Source organism: Xanthomonas albilineans (genome assembly GCF_002939705.1).
GTDB classification, from domain to species: Bacteria; Pseudomonadota; Gammaproteobacteria; order Xanthomonadales; family Xanthomonadaceae; genus Xanthomonas_A; species Xanthomonas_A albilineans.
Genome location: NZ_MDCB01000008.1, coordinates 18,483 through 36,981, shown reverse-complemented (window position 1 = coordinate 36,981; position 18,499 = coordinate 18,483). Strand labels below are relative to the sequence as shown.

Sequence of the window (18,499 nt, the reverse complement as noted above, 5' to 3'; positions counted from 1 at the left end):
TTCAGGGGGCCTTGCAATGAAATCATTCCACCGCCGGCAACGGGTATTCTTCGTTTGTGTGTTAGCTGCCAGTTGCCACGCCGCGCTTGCGGCGGAGGTTCTCAGTGGCACTCCAGCAGTGCCTGCCTCACCGGATGCGACCACCACCAACGAGGTCGCTGGCAATACCGCCGCCGCTCCCGAGTCCGACGCAACCAAGACCCTGTCCAGCGTTGTCGTGACCGGGGTACGCAAGGCCAACGCCGCCGCGATCGAGAGCAAGCGCGAGGCCACCAACATCACCGACGTGGTCAGTTCCACCGACGTGCGCGCGCTGCCGGATACCACCATCGTCGAAGCGCTGCGCCGTATTCCCGGCCTGTCCGTGCTGCCGGCGACCGACAACGAGCATCCGCGCGACGAAGCCGCTACGCCGGTGCTGCGCGGTCTCGGTCCGTCCTACAACAACGTCACCATCGACGGTTTGACCGTGGCCTCCCCGGGCACGCCGAACGGAACGCTCGGTTCGATCACCCGTGGCGTGCGCCTGGATATTCTGCCGGCTTCGATGGTCAGCGAATTGCAGGTCATCAAGACCTTCACTCCCGACCTGGATCCCAATGCCACCGGCGGTGCGATCAACCTCAAGACCCGCAGTGCGTTCGAAAATGGCGGCAAGCCGTTCTTCACCGCCGAGGCGTCGCTGGGGCATGCCAACGACGTGGGCAAGCCGCGCGATCAGGATGATCCGGGATATCGCCTGCTTGCGACCGGTAGCCGCACCTTCGGCAGCGAAGGGCAGTACGGCCTGACCTTGTCGGGTAACTATCAGACCCTGAGCAGCTACACCGAAACCCATATGACCACCGATACGGTGCATTACGGGTTCTACGACAGTAATGGCGTGTTGCAGAGCGGCACCAATCTGGGCAACGGTTGGGCCGTGCCGCAGCAGGACAAGTACTGGTACGTGATGGACAAGCGCGACCGCTACGGCCTCACCGGTAAGTTCGAGGCGCACGTGAGCGAGTCGCTGCAGGCCTATGCGCTGGCCGGCTATTACTATTTCCGCGACAACATGGAGCGCAACGAGGTCATCATCGACCCGCGCAACCGCAGCAATGTGTACAACCAGACCGCCACGTCGGGTACGTATCCGGCCGGTGACGTGGAGGTCGGTTACTCCAATCAGATCACCACCACCCGCACCAAGCTCGGTCAGACCGGTTTCGAATGGCGTCCGGACGACCGACAGGTACTGTCGGCGCGCGGCTCTTGGTCCGATGCGACCTATGAAGAGCCGATGCGCATGATCAAGTACGTCACCGGTGCTTCGCGCCCGGCGGCGGTGCCCACCGGGCAGACTGGCCCTGGCGTGACGGTGGTGCCGAATGCGGCCTATGGCTTCAACTACGACACGTCGGGCTTGAATCAACGTTTCCCGATCGCGCCGCAGGCGTACTACAACTACGACAACTACAGCCTGCTGTATTGGCGTCCGGACTACCAGCGGAGTGCGCGCGACAAAGTGCTCACCGGGCGCTTGGACTATGCCTTCAATCGCGGCGAGATGGATCGTGGGCTCGGTTTCGGCACTGGCCTGAGTTACACCCGCGACGAGCCCGGCTTCAACATCTATCGCGTGGAATACCAGCCCAATCGCAGTGCCCCTGCGTTGAACATCGCCGACGTGCTGGCGCCGTCCAACGCGCCGATGCGTTACTTGAACATGAACCTGATCGCGATCGATCCGGCCAAAGCCAACAAGATGTTGAACTCGGTCCCGCTGAGCGCGTTCAACAGCACCGACCAGAGCGCTTTCAGCAACCAGGATAATTTCAGCCACAGCGAAAAGATCTTCGGTACCTACGGCTTGGTCAGTTATCGCGCCGACGCGTTCGACGTGGAGGCGGGTCTGCATTACGACCATACCGACCAGTCCACGGTCGGCCGCCAACGCCAATTGGATGCGGCCAGCGGCAAGTATGTGTACGTGGATGCGCCGACGCATTCGCATTACGGCAATCTGTTGCCGTCGGCGATCATGACCTACCATCTCAGCGATCGCCTCGACCTGCGTGCCGGCGCCAGCCGCACGCTCGGCCGCCCGCCTTACGACGCCTACGCCGCGCGCACCTCGATCGGCTTCGTCAGTAGCAACGACATGGGCAATCCCAACGCTCAGGGCGTGACCGTGACCATCGGTAACCCCGATATCAAGCCGCGCATTTCGACCAATCTGGACCTGTCGCTGGAATGGCGCCTGCCCGACGACTACGACGGCATGCTCGCCGCCGCCGTGTTCGACAAGCGCATCCAGGACGAGATCTTCACCCTCTCGCGCATCGACCAGTTCACCTTCAACGGCACTACGTATTCGAACGTGTTGATCAGCACGCCGGCCAACGCGTCCAAGGCGCATGTGCGCGGCCTGGAACTGAGTGCGGTGTTGAACACCTTATTGCCGGGCGTGCCGGCATTGTCCGGCCTGGGCGCCAGTGCCAACCTGGCGTTGCTCAACGGCGGCATGGACGTGCCGTTCAATACCGGCACCGCACCGAACATCGTACAGAGCCAGCGCTCGGTCGATTACATGGTCGGTCAGCCCGACTACACCGCCAACGCTTCGCTGTTCTACACCGTCGGCGGCGTGGAATTGCGCGCGGCCTACAACCGTCAGGGCAAGGCGCTGCGCTCGATCGTCAGCAACATTCCCTGGCAGGATTTGTACTGGGCGCCGCGTTCGCAGTTGGACCTGTCGGCCACGTGGGCGGTCAGCAAGCAACTCAGCGTGGTGGGTCAGGTCAGCAACGTCACCCACAGCCGCCTCACCAGTTTCACCGGTCCAGGCGAGAACCTGCTGAAGGACAGCTATTCGATGCCGACCACGTATTGGATCGGTCTGCGCTTTACCCCATCGCTCTGATGACTTTCGGAGATTTTCAATGAACGTGCGTATTTTTCGTGGTGGCCTGGTGGCCGTCCTGCTGACCTTCGCCGTCCCGGCCGTGGCGGCCGGTATCGCCCCGATCCAGGCACGCCTGGCCAATCCGGAAGGCGGTATCTTCGTCGTAGCCCATCGTGGTTGCCATAACCCCGCGCCCGAACACGGCTTCGCCGGGCATGCGCCGGAGAACTCGCTGATCGGTCTGGAGCGTTGTGTGGCGGTGGGCGTGGACATGCTTGAAACCGATATCCGTCGCGCCGCCGATGGCACCTTGGTGATGTTCCACGACGCCACGGTGGATCGGACCACCAACGGCAGCGGCAAGGTCGCCGAGATGACCTGGGCGCAACTGTCGCAGTTACGCTTGCGCGATGACGAGGGCGGCGCCGATGCCGCGCTCACCGATCAGCATCCGGTGACCCTGGAGCAGATGCTGGCTGCGGCCAAAGGCCGGATCATGCTCAATCTCGACGTCAAAGCGCCGATCTATGCCGAGGTCGCCGATGCGGTGCGGCGCGCTGGCATGCAGCGCGAGGTGGTTCTCAAGACGGAGGTCGGCGTGCATAGCCAGCCGTTGGCGTCGCTGCCGCCGTTCGACCAGGTGAACTTCACCCCGGTGCTGCTCAACCCACCAGGTACCGACGATCTGCTGCGGACCATGCGCATCCAGATGGGGGGCAAGGTGCGGCCTGTGGCGATTGAACTGCCGCGGATATCGCTCGCGCAATTGGCGTCGCTGGTGGCGCTGGCCAAGCAACAGCACATGCGGCTGCTGGTCAACACATTATGGGAAGGGTTTGTCGCCGGTGTCGGCGGCGATGCCGAGGCGTTACGCGATCCCGATGCCGTCTGGGGACGGTTGTACCACGCCGGGGTCGGTGCACTGCAGACCGACGAGCCGGAGGCCCTGCTGCGTTACCGGGCCTCGCTCAAGCCACACTGAGCATTCGCGATATTGACCGCCGCGGGATATTCCGCGGCGGTGCTTCCGCGCTTAGAGCCTGTTCAAAGTCTCCCTGTGCACGAATGCGCATTCGTGGATGAGAAAGCGCCATCCGAGCGACATAAGCCGTGCGCAATTGGCGATCATCCAACCATTGCTGGAGAGCGCTCGCCGGCAGACCAGACTCCACAATGAGTGGACCTGTAAGAGGTGTTCTGCGGTGTGTTGTATCTGCTCAAGAGCGGCTGCCAGTGGCGCATGCTGCCCGAGGAGTTCCCGCAGTGGCGCGCGGTGCATTCGTACTTTGCCATCTGGAGCGAGTCGCGTGAGGGGGGGCAGCCTGCTGGAGTAGGCTTAAAAAATCAGGTTGGCGAGGCCCGAAAGAAATAAGGGAGCAAAGCATCAAGTACGTTCTTGATCGTGGACGCGCAGACGGACGCGCAGAGCGTGAAGAGCGGGGGCGCGGCGGGGCTCAAAGGCTTATGACGCGGGCAAGAAGGTGTCGGGGATCAAGCGGCATATTGCGGTGGATACGTAAGGACCGCCACATGTGGTGGCAGTGACGACGGACGAAGTGACCGATCGCAAATGTGCGCCGGAAGCGCTCCAGCGCGGCAAGTCAGGGTTGAAGCGGACAAAGCCCTGCTATGCGACAGTGGCTACACCGCAGAGCCGTTCGCCGAAGGCGTACGCGCAGTGCTTGGCGAAAAAGTCAAGGTGCAGATCGTCAAGCGCAGTGAGCTGCACAACTTCAAGGTCATGCCCAAGCGTTGGATCGTCGAACGCAGTTTTGCCTGGCTGGAGAAGAGCCGAAGGTCGTGGAAGAACTGCGAGCGCAAGCGCAATACCAGTCTACAGTTCATCCACCGGGGATTCCTGGCGGCATTGCTCAGGAGACTTTGAACACGTTCTAAGGGACTGCTGAATTTTTCAGGGACGACGACATTCAACGTGGTGAAGCCGCGCCTGCAGTCCTGTTTCGATTTCCATCGGCTAGTCTGGCACGGCGGATGGTGGCGGCGAGGCGATGCAGGATCGCTCACCCGTGACAGGCGTCGCCTGACATCGATTGCGACTGCATGCCGTTCGGTGCGTCGTCTCTGCCGCTGCAGTAGGCCCGAATTGCTTATCCGATCACGTTTGTCTTGTACTTTCGGCGCCACGCGGGAGTCAAGTTTGAAACGCTCGCGGCCGATATTAAGTCTACATACAGATCGGCATTGCCAACAGGATCGCTATGAATCCCGTTCACTTCCTGCGTCTTCGCGTCGCCAATTTGCCGATGGCGCGCAAGTTCGTGGTGTTATGCACGCTGCTGGCAATCGGCGTGATTCTGCTTGCGGTCGCTGCCGCGCGCCTGCAGTACCTGGATTTGGTGGAAGCGCGCAAGCAGACTGTCAAGACGGAGGTCGACATGGGCATGAACGTCATCGCGCACTATGCCGACAAGGCCAAGCGTGGCGAACTGACCGAGGCGCAGGCGCAGACTGCGGCCAAGAACACGCTTGCCGATATCAAGACCAACGGTGGCACATACTCATTTTTAATCATCGATCCGCAGATGCGCATCGTGATGCATCCAAGGCGCAAGGTCGGCACCGACATGAGCGGTTATAAGAGCGATGCCGGTGAATACGTGTACCGCGATATCAAGGCCTCGGTAGCCAAAGGCGACGGCTTTACCTATTACAGCGCATCCAAACCCGGCCAGAAGCAGCAATTGCCGAAGATCAGCTACGCCGAGCTCTACCCGCAATGGAACTGGATATTGGTGATGGGCGTGTACGCCGAGGATATCCAGTTCGAGGCGCTGGGCTTCACCAAAATCCTCACCATCATCGGCGCTGCGCTCGTGGTGCTGATGGTGGGACTGTGCTGGCTGATTGCCAGCGCCATCATCACCCCGTTGCGCGCGGCAACGCGCACCGCTGAGGCCATCGCTTCTGGCCGTTTCGACAACGCCATCAAGGTGGAGTCGCACGACGAGACCGGGCAGCTGATGACCAGCATGCAGCAGATGCAGATCCAGTTGCAGCGCTTCAACGGCGAGATGCAGACCCTGGTGCAGCTACAGCAGGGCGAGGACATCGGCCACCGTATGCCGGAGGATTTCCCCGGTGACTACGGCACCCTGGCGCGGGGCATCAATACTGCGTTGTTCGAGCACCTGGATGCGATCATCGAGGCGATGGCGATCATGGGCGAGTACGGCCGCGGCGACTTGCGCCGCGACATGCGCCGCCTACCTGGCCAGCGCGCCGCGCTGAACGAGGCGCTGGATGCGGTGAAGGCCAACCTGTCGGCGATCAACGGCGACATCGCGCGCCTGGCCGATGCGGCCGCGCACGGGGATTTTTCCGCGCGCGGTGAAGAAGGGCGCTACCAGTTCGCGTTCAAGGAAATGGTGGGAGCGCTGAACCGGCTGATGCGGCAGGCCGAGAGCGGCCTGGCCGACGTGGGCCGGATCATGGGCGCGATCGCCGACGGCGACCTGTCGCAGCGGGTGGATGCACGCTACGAGGGCGCGTTCGGTCAGCTGGCCGAGGCCGCCAACCGCACCGCCGCGCAGCTGACCACCATCGTACAAGGCATCCAGCGCTCGGCCGAGTCGATCAACACCGCGGCCGGCGAGATCGCCAGCGGCAACAGCGATCTGTCGGTGCGCACCGAACAGCAGGCAGCGAGCTTGGAAGAAACCACCGCGTCGATGAAAGAGCTGACCTCCACGGTCAAGCAGAACGCCGACAACGCGCGCCAGGCCAACCATCTGGTGCTAGGCGCCGGCGAAGTGGCCGAGAGCGGCGGCCGCGTGGTCGAGGACGTGGTCACCACGATGGCCTCGATCAGCGCGGCTTCCTCGCGCATCGCAGACATCATCGGGGTCATCGACGGCATCGCGTTCCAGACCAACATCCTGGCGCTCAATGCCGCGGTGGAAGCGGCGCGTGCCGGCGAGCAGGGCCGCGGCTTCGCGGTGGTGGCCTCGGAAGTGCGCTCGCTGGCGCAGCGTTCGGCGGCTGCGGCCAAGGAGATCAAGACTCTGATCTCCGACTCGGTGCAGGAAGTGGAGCAGGGCTCGACCCTGGTCGCGCGCGCCGGCAACACCATGGCCGAGGTGGTGACATCGGTGAAGCGGGTCACCGACATCATGGCCGAGATTTCCGCGGCCAGCGCCGAACAGAGTTCGGGCATCGAGCAGGTCAGCAAGACGGTGATGCAGCTGGACGAGAGCACGCAGCAGAACGCAGCACTGGTGGAGGAGGCCACCGCAGCGGCGAAGAGCCTGGAAGACCAAGCCTTGGACCTGACCCGTGCGGTGGCGGTGTTCCGCCTCGCCGGTGGCGCGCAGTCGCTCGCCACGGTCGTGCCGTATGCGTCGGTACGCCCGATCGCCGCCGCGCGTGCGCCGCTCAAGAAAGCGCCTGCGTCAGTGGCGGTGCCGACCGTGCAGCCGCTGCCGCGCAGCAAGTCCGGCGCGCTGGCGGAAAGCTCGGACTGGGAAGAGTTCTGAGCCTGCTAAACGGCAGCCATGCAGTCACTGGCCGGCCACGAAGCCGATGCGGCAACGCATCGGCTTCGTCGTTTCTGCACGGGCGATCGCTTGCGCTGCGGCATTGTCACCAGCACTCTTGATCTGACTCACTTGCTTGAGCAACTTCAACCTGACCAACCTCTCGTAGTCTTGGGTCTTTTGCAGGGCCATGTGGACCATAGAGGAACACGTGGAGATCAAGGTATTGGCCCGTCAGGGCATGAGCATCCGGGAGATATCCCGGCAACTGCGGGTGTCGCGCAACACGGTGCGGCGCTATCTGCGCGATAGCGCGAAGCAGCCCAACGCAAGCCGCGGTTGGCGCGGGCGCAAGCTCGATCCGTATCGTGCGTGCGTATCTGCAGCAACCTCTGCGCTCGGCACATCCGGCCTGGCTGCCGGCCATGGTGTTGCATCGGGAGATCGTGCTGTTGGATTACCGTGGCCGCATGTCGCGACTGCGGCAGTTCATGCGCAGCCTGCGTGTGGTCCGTATGCAGGAGCCGTTGGTGCGCTTCGAGACGCCGGCAGTGCAGCAGATGCAGTGCGACTGGGGCGTGTTCCGGCGCGGCAGATACACACTGTCCGCGTTTGTGGCGATGCTGGGTTGTCTCGGGCCAGCGACGTGGAGTGCGTCACCGACGAGAAGCTGGAGACGCTGGTGGCCTGTCACGAGTACGCCGTTGAGTTCTTTGGTGGCATGTCGTGGGAAGGGTCGTACGACAAAACGTTGCTGTTTTCCAGGTCCTCGCCAAACGCTATGAAAAAGACGCGTTGTTGCTGACCAGCAAACTTGCCGTTTGGACAGTGGGACCAGGCGTCTGCGGGCGACATCACCAAGGTGGGTCAGGCTGAAGTTGCGGTTGACATGATGCGAAGCAGCGGCATGGCCGCGCAGGGTTGGCTGGCGTGTGTTGCCTGCCAGCAGAGGGGAGGGGATCAGTCGGGGAGGTGTTGCAGCACGTAATCCGCGGCTGAGACCTTGAACTCGCCCGGTGCCTCGACGAACAGTGAGCGCACCACGCCGTTTTCGGCATATAAGGCGAAGCGGCGCGCGCGCAGGCCCATACCGTAGTGGCTGGCGTCCAATTCCAGGCCCAGCGCCTTAGTGAAGTCGCCATTGCCATCTGACAGCATCTGCAGCCCGTCCGGGACCAATTGGCTCTTGCCCCAGGCCTGCATCACGAACGGATCGTTGACCGCCATGCAGTAGACCTCGATGCCGCGTTTGCGGAACTCTTCGAAATGCTCCACATAGCCGGGTAGATGCTTTTCCGAGCAGGTTGGAGTGAACGCACCGGGGACGGCGAACAACAGCGCGCGGCGTCCATCGAAGAGTGTGTGGGTATCGACCTGTTCGACGCCGTCGCGGATGCGCTGCAGCACTGCGTCGGGAATGCGTTCTCCTGCTTGGATCGGCATAGCGGTCTCCTTCAAAGATGAACCAATTCTAGAAACGCAGATGGCAAGGTGACGTCAACGGCTTGAAAAACCACGATGCACGCTTATCTGACGTGCATGGGCGGCGGGCCTGTTCCGCCTCCCCGAACGGCCCCCTTGGGGTGTTCCTCATTCACGTTTCAGGAGACCACGATGAGCATTGTCCGTTATCGCCAGTGGCCGGCCCAGGCCGCATTCCAGAACGAGATCAAGCAGGTGTTCGACCGTTTCTTCGATCCCAATGGCGGTACCGATGAATCGGCCGTCGTCACCGCGCAGTGGGTGCCGCGCGTGGACATCAAGGAGGAGCCGGAGCGCTTCGTGTTGTACGCCGATCTGCCGGGTATGGACCCGTCGGAGATCGAGGTGTCGATGGACAAGGGCATCCTCTCCATCAAGGGCGAGCGCAAGAGCGAATCGGCTGCCGACAGCGAGCATTTCTCGCGGATCGAACGCCGCTATGGCAGCTTTCACCGTCGCTTCGCACTGCCGGATAGTGCCGATCCCGACGGCATTTCTGCCAGCGGCTACCATGGCGTGCTGGAAGTGCGGATTCCCAAGCGTCCGGCGAGTACGCCGCGCCGTATCCAGGTCGATACCGGGGCCACGATCATGCAGTAAGCGCATGTGTACGTCGGCGTCGCCATGGCGGCGTCGCGTTGCCGCGCTCGGCCAGTAGAATGGTCGGGCGATGGCGCAGCGTATGCAACCGGCCCGTTGCCGCAAGGCGGCGGGCCGACTCTTTTTGAGGTGATAGATGCAATTCAAGGATTACTACGCGACTTTGGGCGTCGAGCCCAGCGCGGGCGATGCCGAGATCAAGACCGCGTACCGGCGGCTGGCGCGCAAATATCATCCCGATGTCAGCAAGGAGCCCGGAGCGGAGGAAAAGTTCAAGGCGGTCAACGAAGCCTTCGAAGCCTTGCGCGATCCGCCCAAGCGCGCCGCCTACGACCAATTGCGCGCGCAGGGCTATCGGCCGGGCCAGGAGTTCCATGCGCCACCTCACTACGGCGGAGGTGCCGGCTTCGATGTCGAGGAAGTGTTCGGCAATGGTGGAGCAGCCGGCGGTTTCAGCGACTTCTTCGAGAGCCTGTTCGCCCGCCAGCAGCGCGCGCGCCAGGGTGGCGGCGTCGGTCAGGGTCCGGGCGCACCGCGTGGCGATACCCGTGCCAAATTGGCGGTGCCGCTGGAGGCCGTCCATGCCGGCGACAGCGTGCGTATTACCATCAACGGCAAGCAATTGGACGTGCGTGTGCCCAAGGGCGTGCGTCCCGGTCAGGTGATTCGCTTGAGCGGGCAGGGTAGCGGCGGCAGCAATCTGTTGCTGGAGATCGAGTATGCAGCGCACCCGCAGTTCGAGGTGGATGGGCGCAATATCCTGTACACCTTGCAGGTGACGCCGTGGCAGGCGGCGTTGGGCACCAGCATCAGCGTACCGACGCTCGGCGGTGCGGTGGAGTTGAAAATCCCACCCGACTCGGATGCAGGGCGCAAGCTGCGCCTACGCGGCCGCGGCCTACCTGGGACACCGCCGGGCGACCAGATCGTCGAATTGGAGGTGTCGGCGCCGGCTCCGGAAACCGAAGCGCAGCGCAAGGCCTATCGGGCGTTGGCCAAGGCGTTCGGCGAGAAGTCCTAGAGCTGGCACTCGCGATTCGGTTGTCTGTGGGCGTGCATGCATGATGCGTACGAGTGTAGGTTTTCAACGAGCGCGCGACCCGCTCGCGTTTTACCTGTCGCATGCGGCTACGCTGTCGTTGCAAGAAAAGAGAGTTGGGTAACGGCATGCAGCGCACTGCTGCTTTTCTTCAAAATGCAGGTATCGAAATTTTCGCCGAATCGTGTGATAGCGCTGCTGTCCCCCGGTAACGTACCCCGCGTATGCGCTCAGCGCTGGATTGCATTCTCACCGTTGAAGACCTGTTCGATCGCCTCATGCAGTTCGTGCTCGGAGAACGGCTTGGTGATGTAGCCGCGCGCACCCTGGCGCATCCCCCACAGGCGGTCGGTGTCCTGGTCCTTGGTGGTGACCAGGATGACCGGGATGTTCTGCGTGGTCGGCTCGCGGCTTAGCATGCGGGTGGCCTGGAAGCCGTTGAGGTTGGGCATCACCACGTCCATCAACACCAAGTCCGGCAGTGTCGCCTTGGCCACTTCCACCCCGGCGGCGCCGTCATGGGCGGTGATCGTCTCGTGGCCCAATTTTTCGACGATGCGCTGAATGCCTAACAACTGCGACGGCGAGTCGTCGACGATCAAAACACGTGCCATGTTTCTCCCCCTTGGAGGATCCGAGTGTAGTGGCGGCGGCACGAATGCGGAAAGCCTTTTCCGTCACAAACCTGCGCTCACGCCGTTGGGTCCAGACGCACCACGGTGCGCCCGAACGACTGGCCGGCGAGCATCGTCGCGAAGACTTCCGGTAGCTCGGCCAGCTCCACCTCGCGGGTGCAGATGACATCCAGATGGCGCGGCTTCCAGTCGCTGCCCAGCTGCTGCCAGATGCGCTCGCGCAGGTCGCGAGCGGTACCGGCCGAGCCGATGCCAAGTAGCGAGACGCCACGCAGGATGAAGGGCATCACCGTCATGTTCAGCTCCGCGGTCGCCGCCAAGCCGGCACAGGCGACATTGCCGTAGGGTGCGGTTTGCGCCAGTAGGCTGGTCAGCATCGCCCCGCCGACGTTATCCAGGCCGCCACCGAAGCGTGCCGATTCCAGCGGGCGCGTGGTCTGCAGGACATCGCGGTCGAGGACCTGGGTGGCGCCGAGGGCTTTCAGCGCATCGGCGTGCTCGGGTTTGCCGCTGACCGCGTGCACCTCGAAGCCGGCGCGGCTGAAGATGTCGATCGCCAGCGAGCCGACCCCGCCGCTGGCGCCGGTCACGCACAGCGGGCCGTGCGCCGGGGTCTGCCGGTTGTCGAGCAGGCGCAGCAGCGCCAGCGCCGCGGTGAAGCCCGCGGTACCCAGCACCATGCTTTCGCGCAGGCTCAGTCCGGCCGGCAGCGGCACCACCCACTTGGACTCCAGGCGTGCGTATTCGCTGTAGCCGCCGTCGCGGGTCTCGCTGAGGCCACAGCCGGTGACCAACACCGCATCGCCTTCTTTGAACGCTGGGTCGTCGGAAGCAACCACGTACCCGGCCACGTCGATCCCCCCGACCAGCGGAAAGCGTCGCAGGATTTTGCCTTGGCCAGTGCCGGCGAGCGCGTCCTTGAAGTTCACCGAGGACCAGGCGACACGGATCACGACGTCGCCGGGGTTGAGCTGGTCCAGCGCGAGCGATGCGATGCCGGCGCGGTGGCCGGCCGCGTCCTGGTGGATGTGGAAGGCAGAGAACTGGGCGGGAATGGGCATGGAGCACCTCGGTCGGTCTGTCTGCATGAATGCACCAAAATACCTTTTGCTAATGTCGGTTCTGCCGCATCTTGTAGAATCAGCGACTGACAACCGGTGACCGGCGCGGACCGACCCGTCGGCACCTTTCCTTCTTGGAGTATGCATGGCCTGGAATACACCTGGCGGCAACGGCGGAGACGGCCCGGACAATGGTGGGCGTGGTCCCTGGGCGCCGCGTGGCGGCAATGGGGGGCGTAAGTGGGGTGGGTTGCCCGGTCCGTTGAAGGAGTTATTCGGCGACGGCGGCGGCATCGGCCGTTGGGTGCTGGGGGTGGCGGTGGTGGCGCTGTTGTTCAGCAGCTTCCAGTTGATTGGCGAGCAACAACGCGGGGTGGTGCTGCGCTTCGGTCAGTTCTCGCGGATCTTGCTGCCGGGTCCCAACTTCAAGCTGCCCTGGCCGATCGAGACGGTGCGCAAGGTCGATGCGACCCGGATCAAGACCTTCGACAGCCAGTTGCCGGTGCTGACCGGTGACGAGAACATCGTCAATGTATCGCTCAATGTGCAGTATCGGGTCGAGGATCCGCGCACCTACGTGTTCGGCACGCGCGATGCCGACCAAGTGCTGCAGCAGGCCGCGCAGAGCGCAGTACGCGAGCAGGTTGGACACTCGGATCTCAATACGGTGCTGAACAATCGTGGGCCGATGGCCGTCGCCGCCCGTGATCGCCTGCAGGTGGCGCTGAAGGCCTACCATACCGGCCTGATCGTGACCGGCCTGACCCTGCCCGATGCGCGTCCGCCGGAAGCGGTGAAGTCTGCCTTCGACGAGGTCAACGGCGCTCAGCAGGTGAAGGAGCGGCTTATCAACGAAGCCCAGGCCTATGCCGCCAAGGTGGTGCCGGAGGCGCGCGGCCAGGCGGCACGCACACGTACCGTGGCCGAAGGCGATAAGGATGCGGCGATTGCCCGCGCGCAGGGCGATGCCGATCGCTTCACCCTGTTGCAGCAGCAGTATCAGAACGCTCCGGAGGTCACCCGCAAGCGGCTGTGGCTGGAGACCCTGCAGCAGGTGCTGGCGGAGAGCCGCAAGGTCATCGGCGGCGAAGCTCGCCCGATGATCTACCTGCCGATGCCGGCCGAAGGCGGCAAGGCGGCATCGGCCACGACGCCGACACAGCCGACGACGTTACCGCAAGAGTTCTTGATGCCGGCGTTGAACAGTCGTTCGGCAGAGAGTGTCCGCGACCCGGAGCGCACGTCGCGTCCGACTGGGCGTGAGGATGAGGAGATGCAGCGATGAAAATCTCAGTGTGGGCGGGCGTCGCCGTGATCGCGCTGTTCGCGCTGTTCAGCGCGGTGTTCGTGGTGCCCGAGGACAAGAGCGCGATGGTGCTGAACCTGGGCCGGGTGGTCCGCTCCGATCTCCAGCCGGGACTGCACTTCAAAGTCCCGCTGGTGGAATCGGTGCGCATGTTCGATCGCCGCTTCCAGGTGCTGGACACCACGCCGGCGCGCTACTTCACTGCCGAGCAGAAGGATGTCAGCGTTAGTTTCTTCGCCATCGGCTATATCTCCGATGTGCGTGCGTTCTACCGCGCCACCACCGGCGGCGACGAAAAGGTCGCCAATACCTTGCTGGCGCCGATCATCACCGATTCGCTGCGCAATCAGATCAACTCGCGCACCTTGCAGCAACTGGTGTCGGGCGATCGCAGCGAACTGATTGCCAAACAACTGGTGGCGATCAACGCGGCCAGTAAAACGCTGGGGATGCAGATCGTCGACTTGCGTATCAAGCAGATCGATCTGCCGACCGATAGCCGTGTCATCAACGATGTCTACGAGCGCATGCGTGCGCAGCGCAAGCAGGAGGCCGCGAAGTTGCGCGCCGAAGGCGAAGAACAGGCGTTGACCATTCGCGCTCAGGCCGACCGTGAAAGCACCGTGCTGGTTGCCGAAGCCGAACGCGACGCGCAGAAACTGCGTGGCGAGGGCGATGCCCAGGCCGCCAGCCTTTATGGCAAGGCCGGTGCGGCCGATCCAGCGTTCTATGCCTTTTACCGCAGCCTGGAGGCTTACCGTGGTGCCATGGCCGACGGCAATGGCGTCATTGTGTTGGACAAGAACGATCCGTTCTTGCAGTACCTCAAGAGCGATCGCTGAGCGTCGCCATCCGGATCCGGTCCGGCCAGCGCAAGCGCGGATTCGGCGTTTCGATCGCGTGCGCGTTGGTGCTGAACGTTCTGGGCGAGGGGCTGGTGAGCGTCATCCAAAACCCGGATAATGCACAAAAGCCGGCCGGGCTCGCTCCATGACGAGCGCCTGGACCGGCTTTTTCCGTGTGTGGGTCAGCCGTTGCCGGATCGCTCCCCGATGGAGTGGTCGCGCCGGTCGCGGTCGGTGCCTCGTGCGGCCACTACATTCGCGCGGCCCCGATGGTCGTGCAGCAAACCAGGAGTTACCCAGCCATGGGTCAGTCAGTTGTCGTGCTCGGCGCCCAGTGGGGCGATGAAGGCAAAGGCAAGATCGTCGATCTGCTCACCGAAGAAATCGGTGCCGTCGTCCGTTTCCAGGGCGGCCACAATGCCGGCCATACCCTCGTCATCAACGGCAAGAAGACCGTCCTGCATCTGATTCCGTCCGGCATCCTGCGCGAAGACGCGCTGTGCCTGATCGGCAACGGCGTGGTGATTTCCCCGGCTGCGTTGCGCAAGGAGATCGAAGAGCTGGAGACTTCTGGAGTGGAAGTGCGGTCGCGGCTGAAGATCTCCCCGGCCGCACCGCTGATCATGCCTTATCACATCGCTTTGGATCAGGCCCGCGAGAAGGCCGCCGGTGGCAAGGCCATCGGCACCACCGGCCGTGGTATCGGCCCGGCCTACGAGGACAAGGTGGCGCGTCGCGGCATTCGCATTGCCGACCTGCATTACACGCCGCAACTGGAGGAGTTGCTGCGCACCGCGCTGGATTACCACAACTTCGTGCTGACCAAGTACCTGGGTGTGGAGGCGGTCGATTTCCAGAAGACCTTCGACGAAGCCTTGGCCTTTGGCGAGTACGTGCAGCCGATGAAATCCGACGTCGCCGGCATCCTTCACGACCTGCGCAAGCAGGGCAAGCGCGTCTTGTTCGAGGGTGCGCAGGGCGCGTTGCTCGACATCGACCACGGCACCTACCCCTACGTCACCAGTTCCAACACCACCGTCGGCGGTGCGCTGGCCGGCACCGGCGTGGGGGCGCAGGACATCGACTACGTGTTGGGTATCGCCAAGGCCTACGCCACGCGCGTCGGCGGTGGTCCGTTCCCGACTGAACTGGACGACGCGATTGGCCAGGGGATCCGCGACCGCGGTGCCGAGTACGGTGCTTCCACCGGCCGTCCGCGCCGGTGTGGCTGGATGGACATCGTCGCGCTCAAGCGTGCCGTGGCCATCAACGGGATCTCCGGCCTGTGCATCACCAAGCTTGACGTGCTCGATGGCATGGAGAAGCTCAAGATCTGTATCGCCTACGAATACCACGGCAAGCGCAGCGAATATGCGCCGCTGGACGCCCAGGGCTGGGAAGAGTGCACACCGGTGTATCTGGAGTTTCCCGGCTGGAGCGAGAACACCCACGGCGTCACCGTGTGGGAGGATCTGCCACCTGCCGCCCGCGCCTATCTGCGTGCGCTGGAAGAACTGGCTGGCTGCCCGATTTCGATCGTCTCCACCGGCCCGGACCGCGACCACACGATGGTGTTGCAGGATCCGTTCGCCTGATCCGCGCTCGCGGATCGGTGCGACCCAACCCGCCCCGCCTCTGCGGGGCGGCGCTGCATCAACCGCGCTGAGGATGCGCTGCGCAGTGCCAGTGGCGATCCCTCTGTGCGCAGCGCGAAGGTGTTGGCGACGGTTCGCGCGGGTTTGCTGATGCCGGCCCAAGCCCCTTGGCGGTCGATGTGGCAGTTCTATGGTCCGTCTAGGCCCTGTCAACGTTATTTCATCCGCGGCCGCTAGGCTGACCGACGCTTGAGCGTTCGCTCGTTGTCGGTATGCGTTGCCGTGGTCGAATATAGCCGTCGTCGTTTCCTTGCCCGTGCGTCCCTGGCCCTGGGGGCAGGAGCGGCCATGCCGCTGTTGCCGGGAGCCATCCGCAGTGCGCTGGCGGTGCCGCCGGCGCGGGTCACCGGCACGTTGCAGGACGTGCAGCATGTGGTGATCTTGATGCAGGAGAACCGCTCCTTCGACCATTACTTCGGCTGTCTGCGCGGGGTGCGTGGTTATTGTGATCCACGGCCGCTGCGCTTGCCCAATGGCCGGCCGGTCTGGTACCAGCCCGAGCCGGGTGCTGGAGAGCGCTACGTGCTGCCGTTTCGTCTCGACAGTCAGACCACCAGCGCGCAGTGGATGAAGGACCTCAACCACGATTGGAAGGGCGCGCACGAAACCTGGAAACATCACGATGCCTGGATCGCGCAGAAGAGCGCGATGAGCATGGGCCATTTCCAGCGCGAGGACTTGCCGTTCTACTACGCGCTGGCCGACGCCTTCACCATTTGCGATGGCTACCACGCCTCTGTGTTTGGTCCGACCAATCCCAACCGCATGTACATGTTCACCGGCACCAGCGGCCTGAGCGTCGGCAACGATGGCGAACAGGCGGTGAACAATCGTGATGACGGCAACTGGACCGCGGATATGGCGCGCGATAATCCGCGCTTTCCCGGCTACACCTGGACCACCTACGCCGAACGCTTGCAGCAGGCCGGCATCCGTTGGCAGGTGTATCAGGAGTTCGACAACTATGGCGACAACAGCCACGCGTACTTCGCCCACTTCCGCAACCTGGATCGTGCTTCGCCGCTGTACCGTCGCGGCCGTGCCTGGGTGCCGGGTTCCAGCGCCGACAACGCCAAGGCGTCGCGTGGCGAACATCTGCTCGCCGCGTTCGCGCGCGACGTGCGCGCTGGTACCTTGCCCCAGGTCTCCTGGATCGTCGCGCCTTACCTGCTCAGCGAACATCCCGAGGCCACGCCGGCTTACGGGCAATCGTTGAGCGCGCGCCTGTTGGACATCCTGGCCGGATCGCCCGAGGTCTGGTCCAAGACGGTATTTCTGATTAATTACGACGAGAACGATGGTTTCTTCGACCACGTGCCCCCGGCATTGCCGGCGATCCTTCCGGAGCTGGGGGCCAGCAACGTGGACCTGCACGGCGAGGACTATCACGGGGTCCCGGTCGGACTGGGGCCGCGCGTGCCGATGTTGGTGGTGTCGCCGTGGAGCCGTGGTGGCTGGGTGAATTCGCAGGTGTTCGACCACACCTCGGTGATCCGCTTCCTGGAGCGTCGTTTCGGTGTCATGGAACCCAACATCAACCCCTGGCGTCGCGCTGTGGCTGGCGATCTGACCTCGACGTTGGACTTCGCCGGTCACGATGCGGCGCCGGTGGTGTTGCCGCACACGGGCGACTTCATCGCCCGCATCGATGCCACCGCGACGCTGCCGCCGCCGCAGCGTCCGTTGCAGCAGGCGCTGCCGGTGCAAGAACCCGGCCAGCGCCCGGCGCGTGCGCTGCCCTACGATGTCGATGTGCGTATGCAGGTGCAAGCGCAGGCGCGGGTGTTGCGCATGCGCAACCGTGGCGCCGCCGGGGTGGCGCTCAATGTCTATGCCGATGACGGCGTCGCCGGCCCCTGGTTCTACACGCTGGCCGCCGGTAGCGAACTGCAGGACGCGCGCGCGTGGCGCGGCGATGTCGCCGATGCCGGGTATGCGCTGCGCGTGCATGGGCCGAATGGCTTTCTGCGCGAGTTCCATGGCGACGGCCTGGCCGACGCCGGTTTGCATGCCGAAATTGAATACGACGTTGCGGCGCAATGCCTGCTGCTGGAGTTGGGCAATGCGGGCGCGCAGTCCGCTACGCTGCGGGTTCGCGATGGCTATCGGGACGGTGCGGAGCGGACGCACGTGCTGGCCCCGGGCGCGCGCCGCGTGCTGCGTTTCCCGCTGCAGGCGCAGCACCATTGGTACGATCTGCTGGTCACCAGCGAGGCCATGCCGCCGTGGCGGCGACGCTTGGCCGGACATATCGAAACCGGACATCCGAGCATGAGCGATCCGGCGATCGGGCGCGCGGCCGTCGTCTGACGCGCCGCTGGTGTGCGTGCGGCGCGGGCAGGGATGTCAGGGCCGACCGTTTGCAATGCGTCAGTGCGTCTGCGTAAAAGCCGGGCCGATGGACGTGGGTGTCCGTGGTGGGCGTGGTGATCGTGTCGGCGCGTGCCGTGATCGGCTCATCGATCGGAATCGTGGAGCGGCAGGCTGCGGCCGTGC

At 63.8% G+C, this 18,499-nt stretch carries 14 protein-coding genes and 1 pseudogene; 11 read left to right on the top strand and 4 right to left on the bottom strand.

Annotated elements, in window-relative coordinates:
- The first annotated feature begins 16 nt into the window (after positions 1–16).
- From XalbCFBP2523_RS08700 to XalbCFBP2523_RS08685, 4 genes and pseudogenes are all read left to right on the top strand, one after another.
- A complete protein-coding gene (locus tag XalbCFBP2523_RS08700; RefSeq protein ID WP_045765314.1) occupies positions 17–2,905 on the top strand; it encodes a TonB-dependent receptor in 2,889 nt (962 codons plus the stop codon).
- 19 nt (positions 2,906–2,924) lie between these two features.
- On the top strand, positions 2,925–3,869 hold the full coding sequence (locus tag XalbCFBP2523_RS08695; protein ID WP_045757711.1) for a glycerophosphodiester phosphodiesterase family protein: 945 nt from the start codon (positions 2,925–2,927) through the stop codon (positions 3,867–3,869).
- 97 nt (positions 3,870–3,966) lie between these two features.
- Positions 3,967–4,772: pseudogene (locus XalbCFBP2523_RS08690) on the top strand (IS5 family transposase).
- A gap of 352 nt (positions 4,773–5,124) precedes the next feature.
- Positions 5,125–7,380, top strand: a complete 2,256-nt coding sequence (locus XalbCFBP2523_RS08685) for a methyl-accepting chemotaxis protein (protein ID WP_196297616.1) — start codon at positions 5,125–5,127, stop codon at positions 7,378–7,380.
- Between the two features lie 24 nt (positions 7,381–7,404).
- Here XalbCFBP2523_RS08685 and XalbCFBP2523_RS16575 read toward each other — a convergent pair whose 3' ends face one another.
- The gene (locus tag XalbCFBP2523_RS16575; RefSeq protein ID WP_155394540.1) at positions 7,405–7,572 is read right to left on the bottom strand and encodes a hypothetical protein; all 168 of its coding nucleotides are present in this window, start codon (positions 7,570–7,572) and stop codon (positions 7,405–7,407) included.
- Here XalbCFBP2523_RS16575 and XalbCFBP2523_RS17410 point away from each other — a divergent pair.
- Positions 7,571–8,185, top strand: coding sequence for a helix-turn-helix domain-containing protein (locus XalbCFBP2523_RS17410; protein ID WP_080928040.1), 615 nt, complete (start codon positions 7,571–7,573; stop codon positions 8,183–8,185). The two genes, XalbCFBP2523_RS16575 and XalbCFBP2523_RS17410, sit on opposite strands and share 2 nt — an antisense overlap.
- 155 nt (positions 8,186–8,340) lie before the next feature.
- On the opposite strand, the gene XalbCFBP2523_RS08675 is transcribed toward XalbCFBP2523_RS17410, so the two are convergent.
- Positions 8,341–8,823 carry a peroxiredoxin gene (locus XalbCFBP2523_RS08675; RefSeq protein WP_045765316.1) on the bottom strand — a complete coding sequence of 161 codons (483 nt, stop codon included), beginning with the start codon at positions 8,821–8,823 and terminating at the stop codon, positions 8,341–8,343.
- A 171-nt stretch (positions 8,824–8,994) separates the two neighbouring features.
- Between XalbCFBP2523_RS08675 and XalbCFBP2523_RS08670 the strand changes: the two genes are divergently transcribed.
- Positions 8,995–9,462: an Hsp20/alpha crystallin family protein gene (locus XalbCFBP2523_RS08670; RefSeq protein ID WP_012915179.1), complete on the top strand. Its 468-nt coding sequence runs from the start codon at positions 8,995–8,997 to the stop codon at positions 9,460–9,462.
- Between the two features lie 136 nt (positions 9,463–9,598).
- A complete protein-coding gene (locus XalbCFBP2523_RS08665) occupies positions 9,599–10,483 on the top strand; it encodes a DnaJ C-terminal domain-containing protein (protein ID WP_045765317.1) in 885 nt (294 codons plus the stop codon).
- 248 nt (positions 10,484–10,731) lie between these two features.
- Here XalbCFBP2523_RS08665 and pilH read toward each other — a convergent pair whose 3' ends face one another.
- A complete protein-coding gene (gene pilH, locus XalbCFBP2523_RS08660; RefSeq protein ID WP_045765318.1) occupies positions 10,732–11,115 on the bottom strand; it encodes a twitching motility response regulator PilH in 384 nt (127 codons plus the stop codon).
- A 77-nt stretch (positions 11,116–11,192) separates the two neighbouring features.
- Positions 11,193–12,197, bottom strand: coding sequence for an acrylyl-CoA reductase family protein (locus tag XalbCFBP2523_RS08655; protein ID WP_045765319.1), 1,005 nt, complete (start codon positions 12,195–12,197; stop codon positions 11,193–11,195).
- Positions 12,198–12,342: 145 nt separating this feature from the next.
- Here XalbCFBP2523_RS08655 and hflK point away from each other — a divergent pair, with 145 nt between their 5' ends.
- From hflK to XalbCFBP2523_RS08635, 4 genes are all read left to right on the top strand, one after another.
- A complete protein-coding gene (hflK, locus tag XalbCFBP2523_RS08650; protein WP_045765320.1) occupies positions 12,343–13,482 on the top strand; it encodes an FtsH protease activity modulator HflK in 1,140 nt (379 codons plus the stop codon).
- Positions 13,479–14,345, top strand: coding sequence for a protease modulator HflC (hflC, locus tag XalbCFBP2523_RS08645; RefSeq protein ID WP_045757718.1), 867 nt, complete (start codon positions 13,479–13,481; stop codon positions 14,343–14,345). The genes hflK and hflC overlap by 4 nt, the downstream gene beginning before the upstream one ends.
- Before the next feature lie 305 nt (positions 14,346–14,650).
- Complete coding sequence (locus XalbCFBP2523_RS08640; RefSeq protein WP_012915185.1) at positions 14,651–15,943, top strand: adenylosuccinate synthase; 1,293 nt, start codon at positions 14,651–14,653, stop codon at positions 15,941–15,943.
- Positions 15,944–16,225: 282 nt separating this feature from the next.
- On the top strand, positions 16,226–18,313 hold the full coding sequence (locus tag XalbCFBP2523_RS08635; protein WP_080928041.1) for a phosphocholine-specific phospholipase C: 2,088 nt from the start codon (positions 16,226–16,228) through the stop codon (positions 18,311–18,313).
- Positions 18,314–18,499: the final 186 nt, after the last annotated feature.

Excerpts from the sequence above, each read along its gene's own strand:
- XalbCFBP2523_RS08700 (WP_045765314.1), top strand. The coding sequence starts at position 17 with ATGAAATCATTCCACCGCCGGCAACGGGTATTCTTCGTTTGTGTGTTA.
- XalbCFBP2523_RS08695 (WP_045757711.1), top strand. The coding sequence starts at position 2,925 with ATGAACGTGCGTATTTTTCGTGGTGGCCTGGTGGCCGTCCTGCTGACC.
- XalbCFBP2523_RS17410 (WP_080928040.1), top strand. The coding sequence starts at position 7,571 with ATGTGGACCATAGAGGAACACGTGGAGATCAAGGTATTGGCCCGTCAG.
- XalbCFBP2523_RS16575 (WP_155394540.1), bottom strand. The coding sequence starts at position 7,572 with ATGGCCCTGCAAAAGACCCAAGACTACGAGAGGTTGGTCAGGTTGAAG.
- XalbCFBP2523_RS08675 (WP_045765316.1), bottom strand. The coding sequence starts at position 8,823 with ATGCCGATCCAAGCAGGAGAACGCATTCCCGACGCAGTGCTGCAGCGC.
- XalbCFBP2523_RS08670 (WP_012915179.1), top strand. The coding sequence starts at position 8,995 with ATGAGCATTGTCCGTTATCGCCAGTGGCCGGCCCAGGCCGCATTCCAG.
- XalbCFBP2523_RS08665 (WP_045765317.1), top strand. The coding sequence starts at position 9,599 with ATGCAATTCAAGGATTACTACGCGACTTTGGGCGTCGAGCCCAGCGCG.
- pilH (WP_045765318.1), bottom strand. The coding sequence starts at position 11,115 with ATGGCACGTGTTTTGATCGTCGACGACTCGCCGTCGCAGTTGTTAGGC.
- XalbCFBP2523_RS08655 (WP_045765319.1), bottom strand. The coding sequence starts at position 12,197 with ATGCCCATTCCCGCCCAGTTCTCTGCCTTCCACATCCACCAGGACGCG.
- hflK (WP_045765320.1), top strand. The coding sequence starts at position 12,343 with ATGGCCTGGAATACACCTGGCGGCAACGGCGGAGACGGCCCGGACAAT.
- hflC (WP_045757718.1), top strand. The coding sequence starts at position 13,479 with ATGAAAATCTCAGTGTGGGCGGGCGTCGCCGTGATCGCGCTGTTCGCG.
- XalbCFBP2523_RS08640 (WP_012915185.1), top strand. The coding sequence starts at position 14,651 with ATGGGTCAGTCAGTTGTCGTGCTCGGCGCCCAGTGGGGCGATGAAGGC.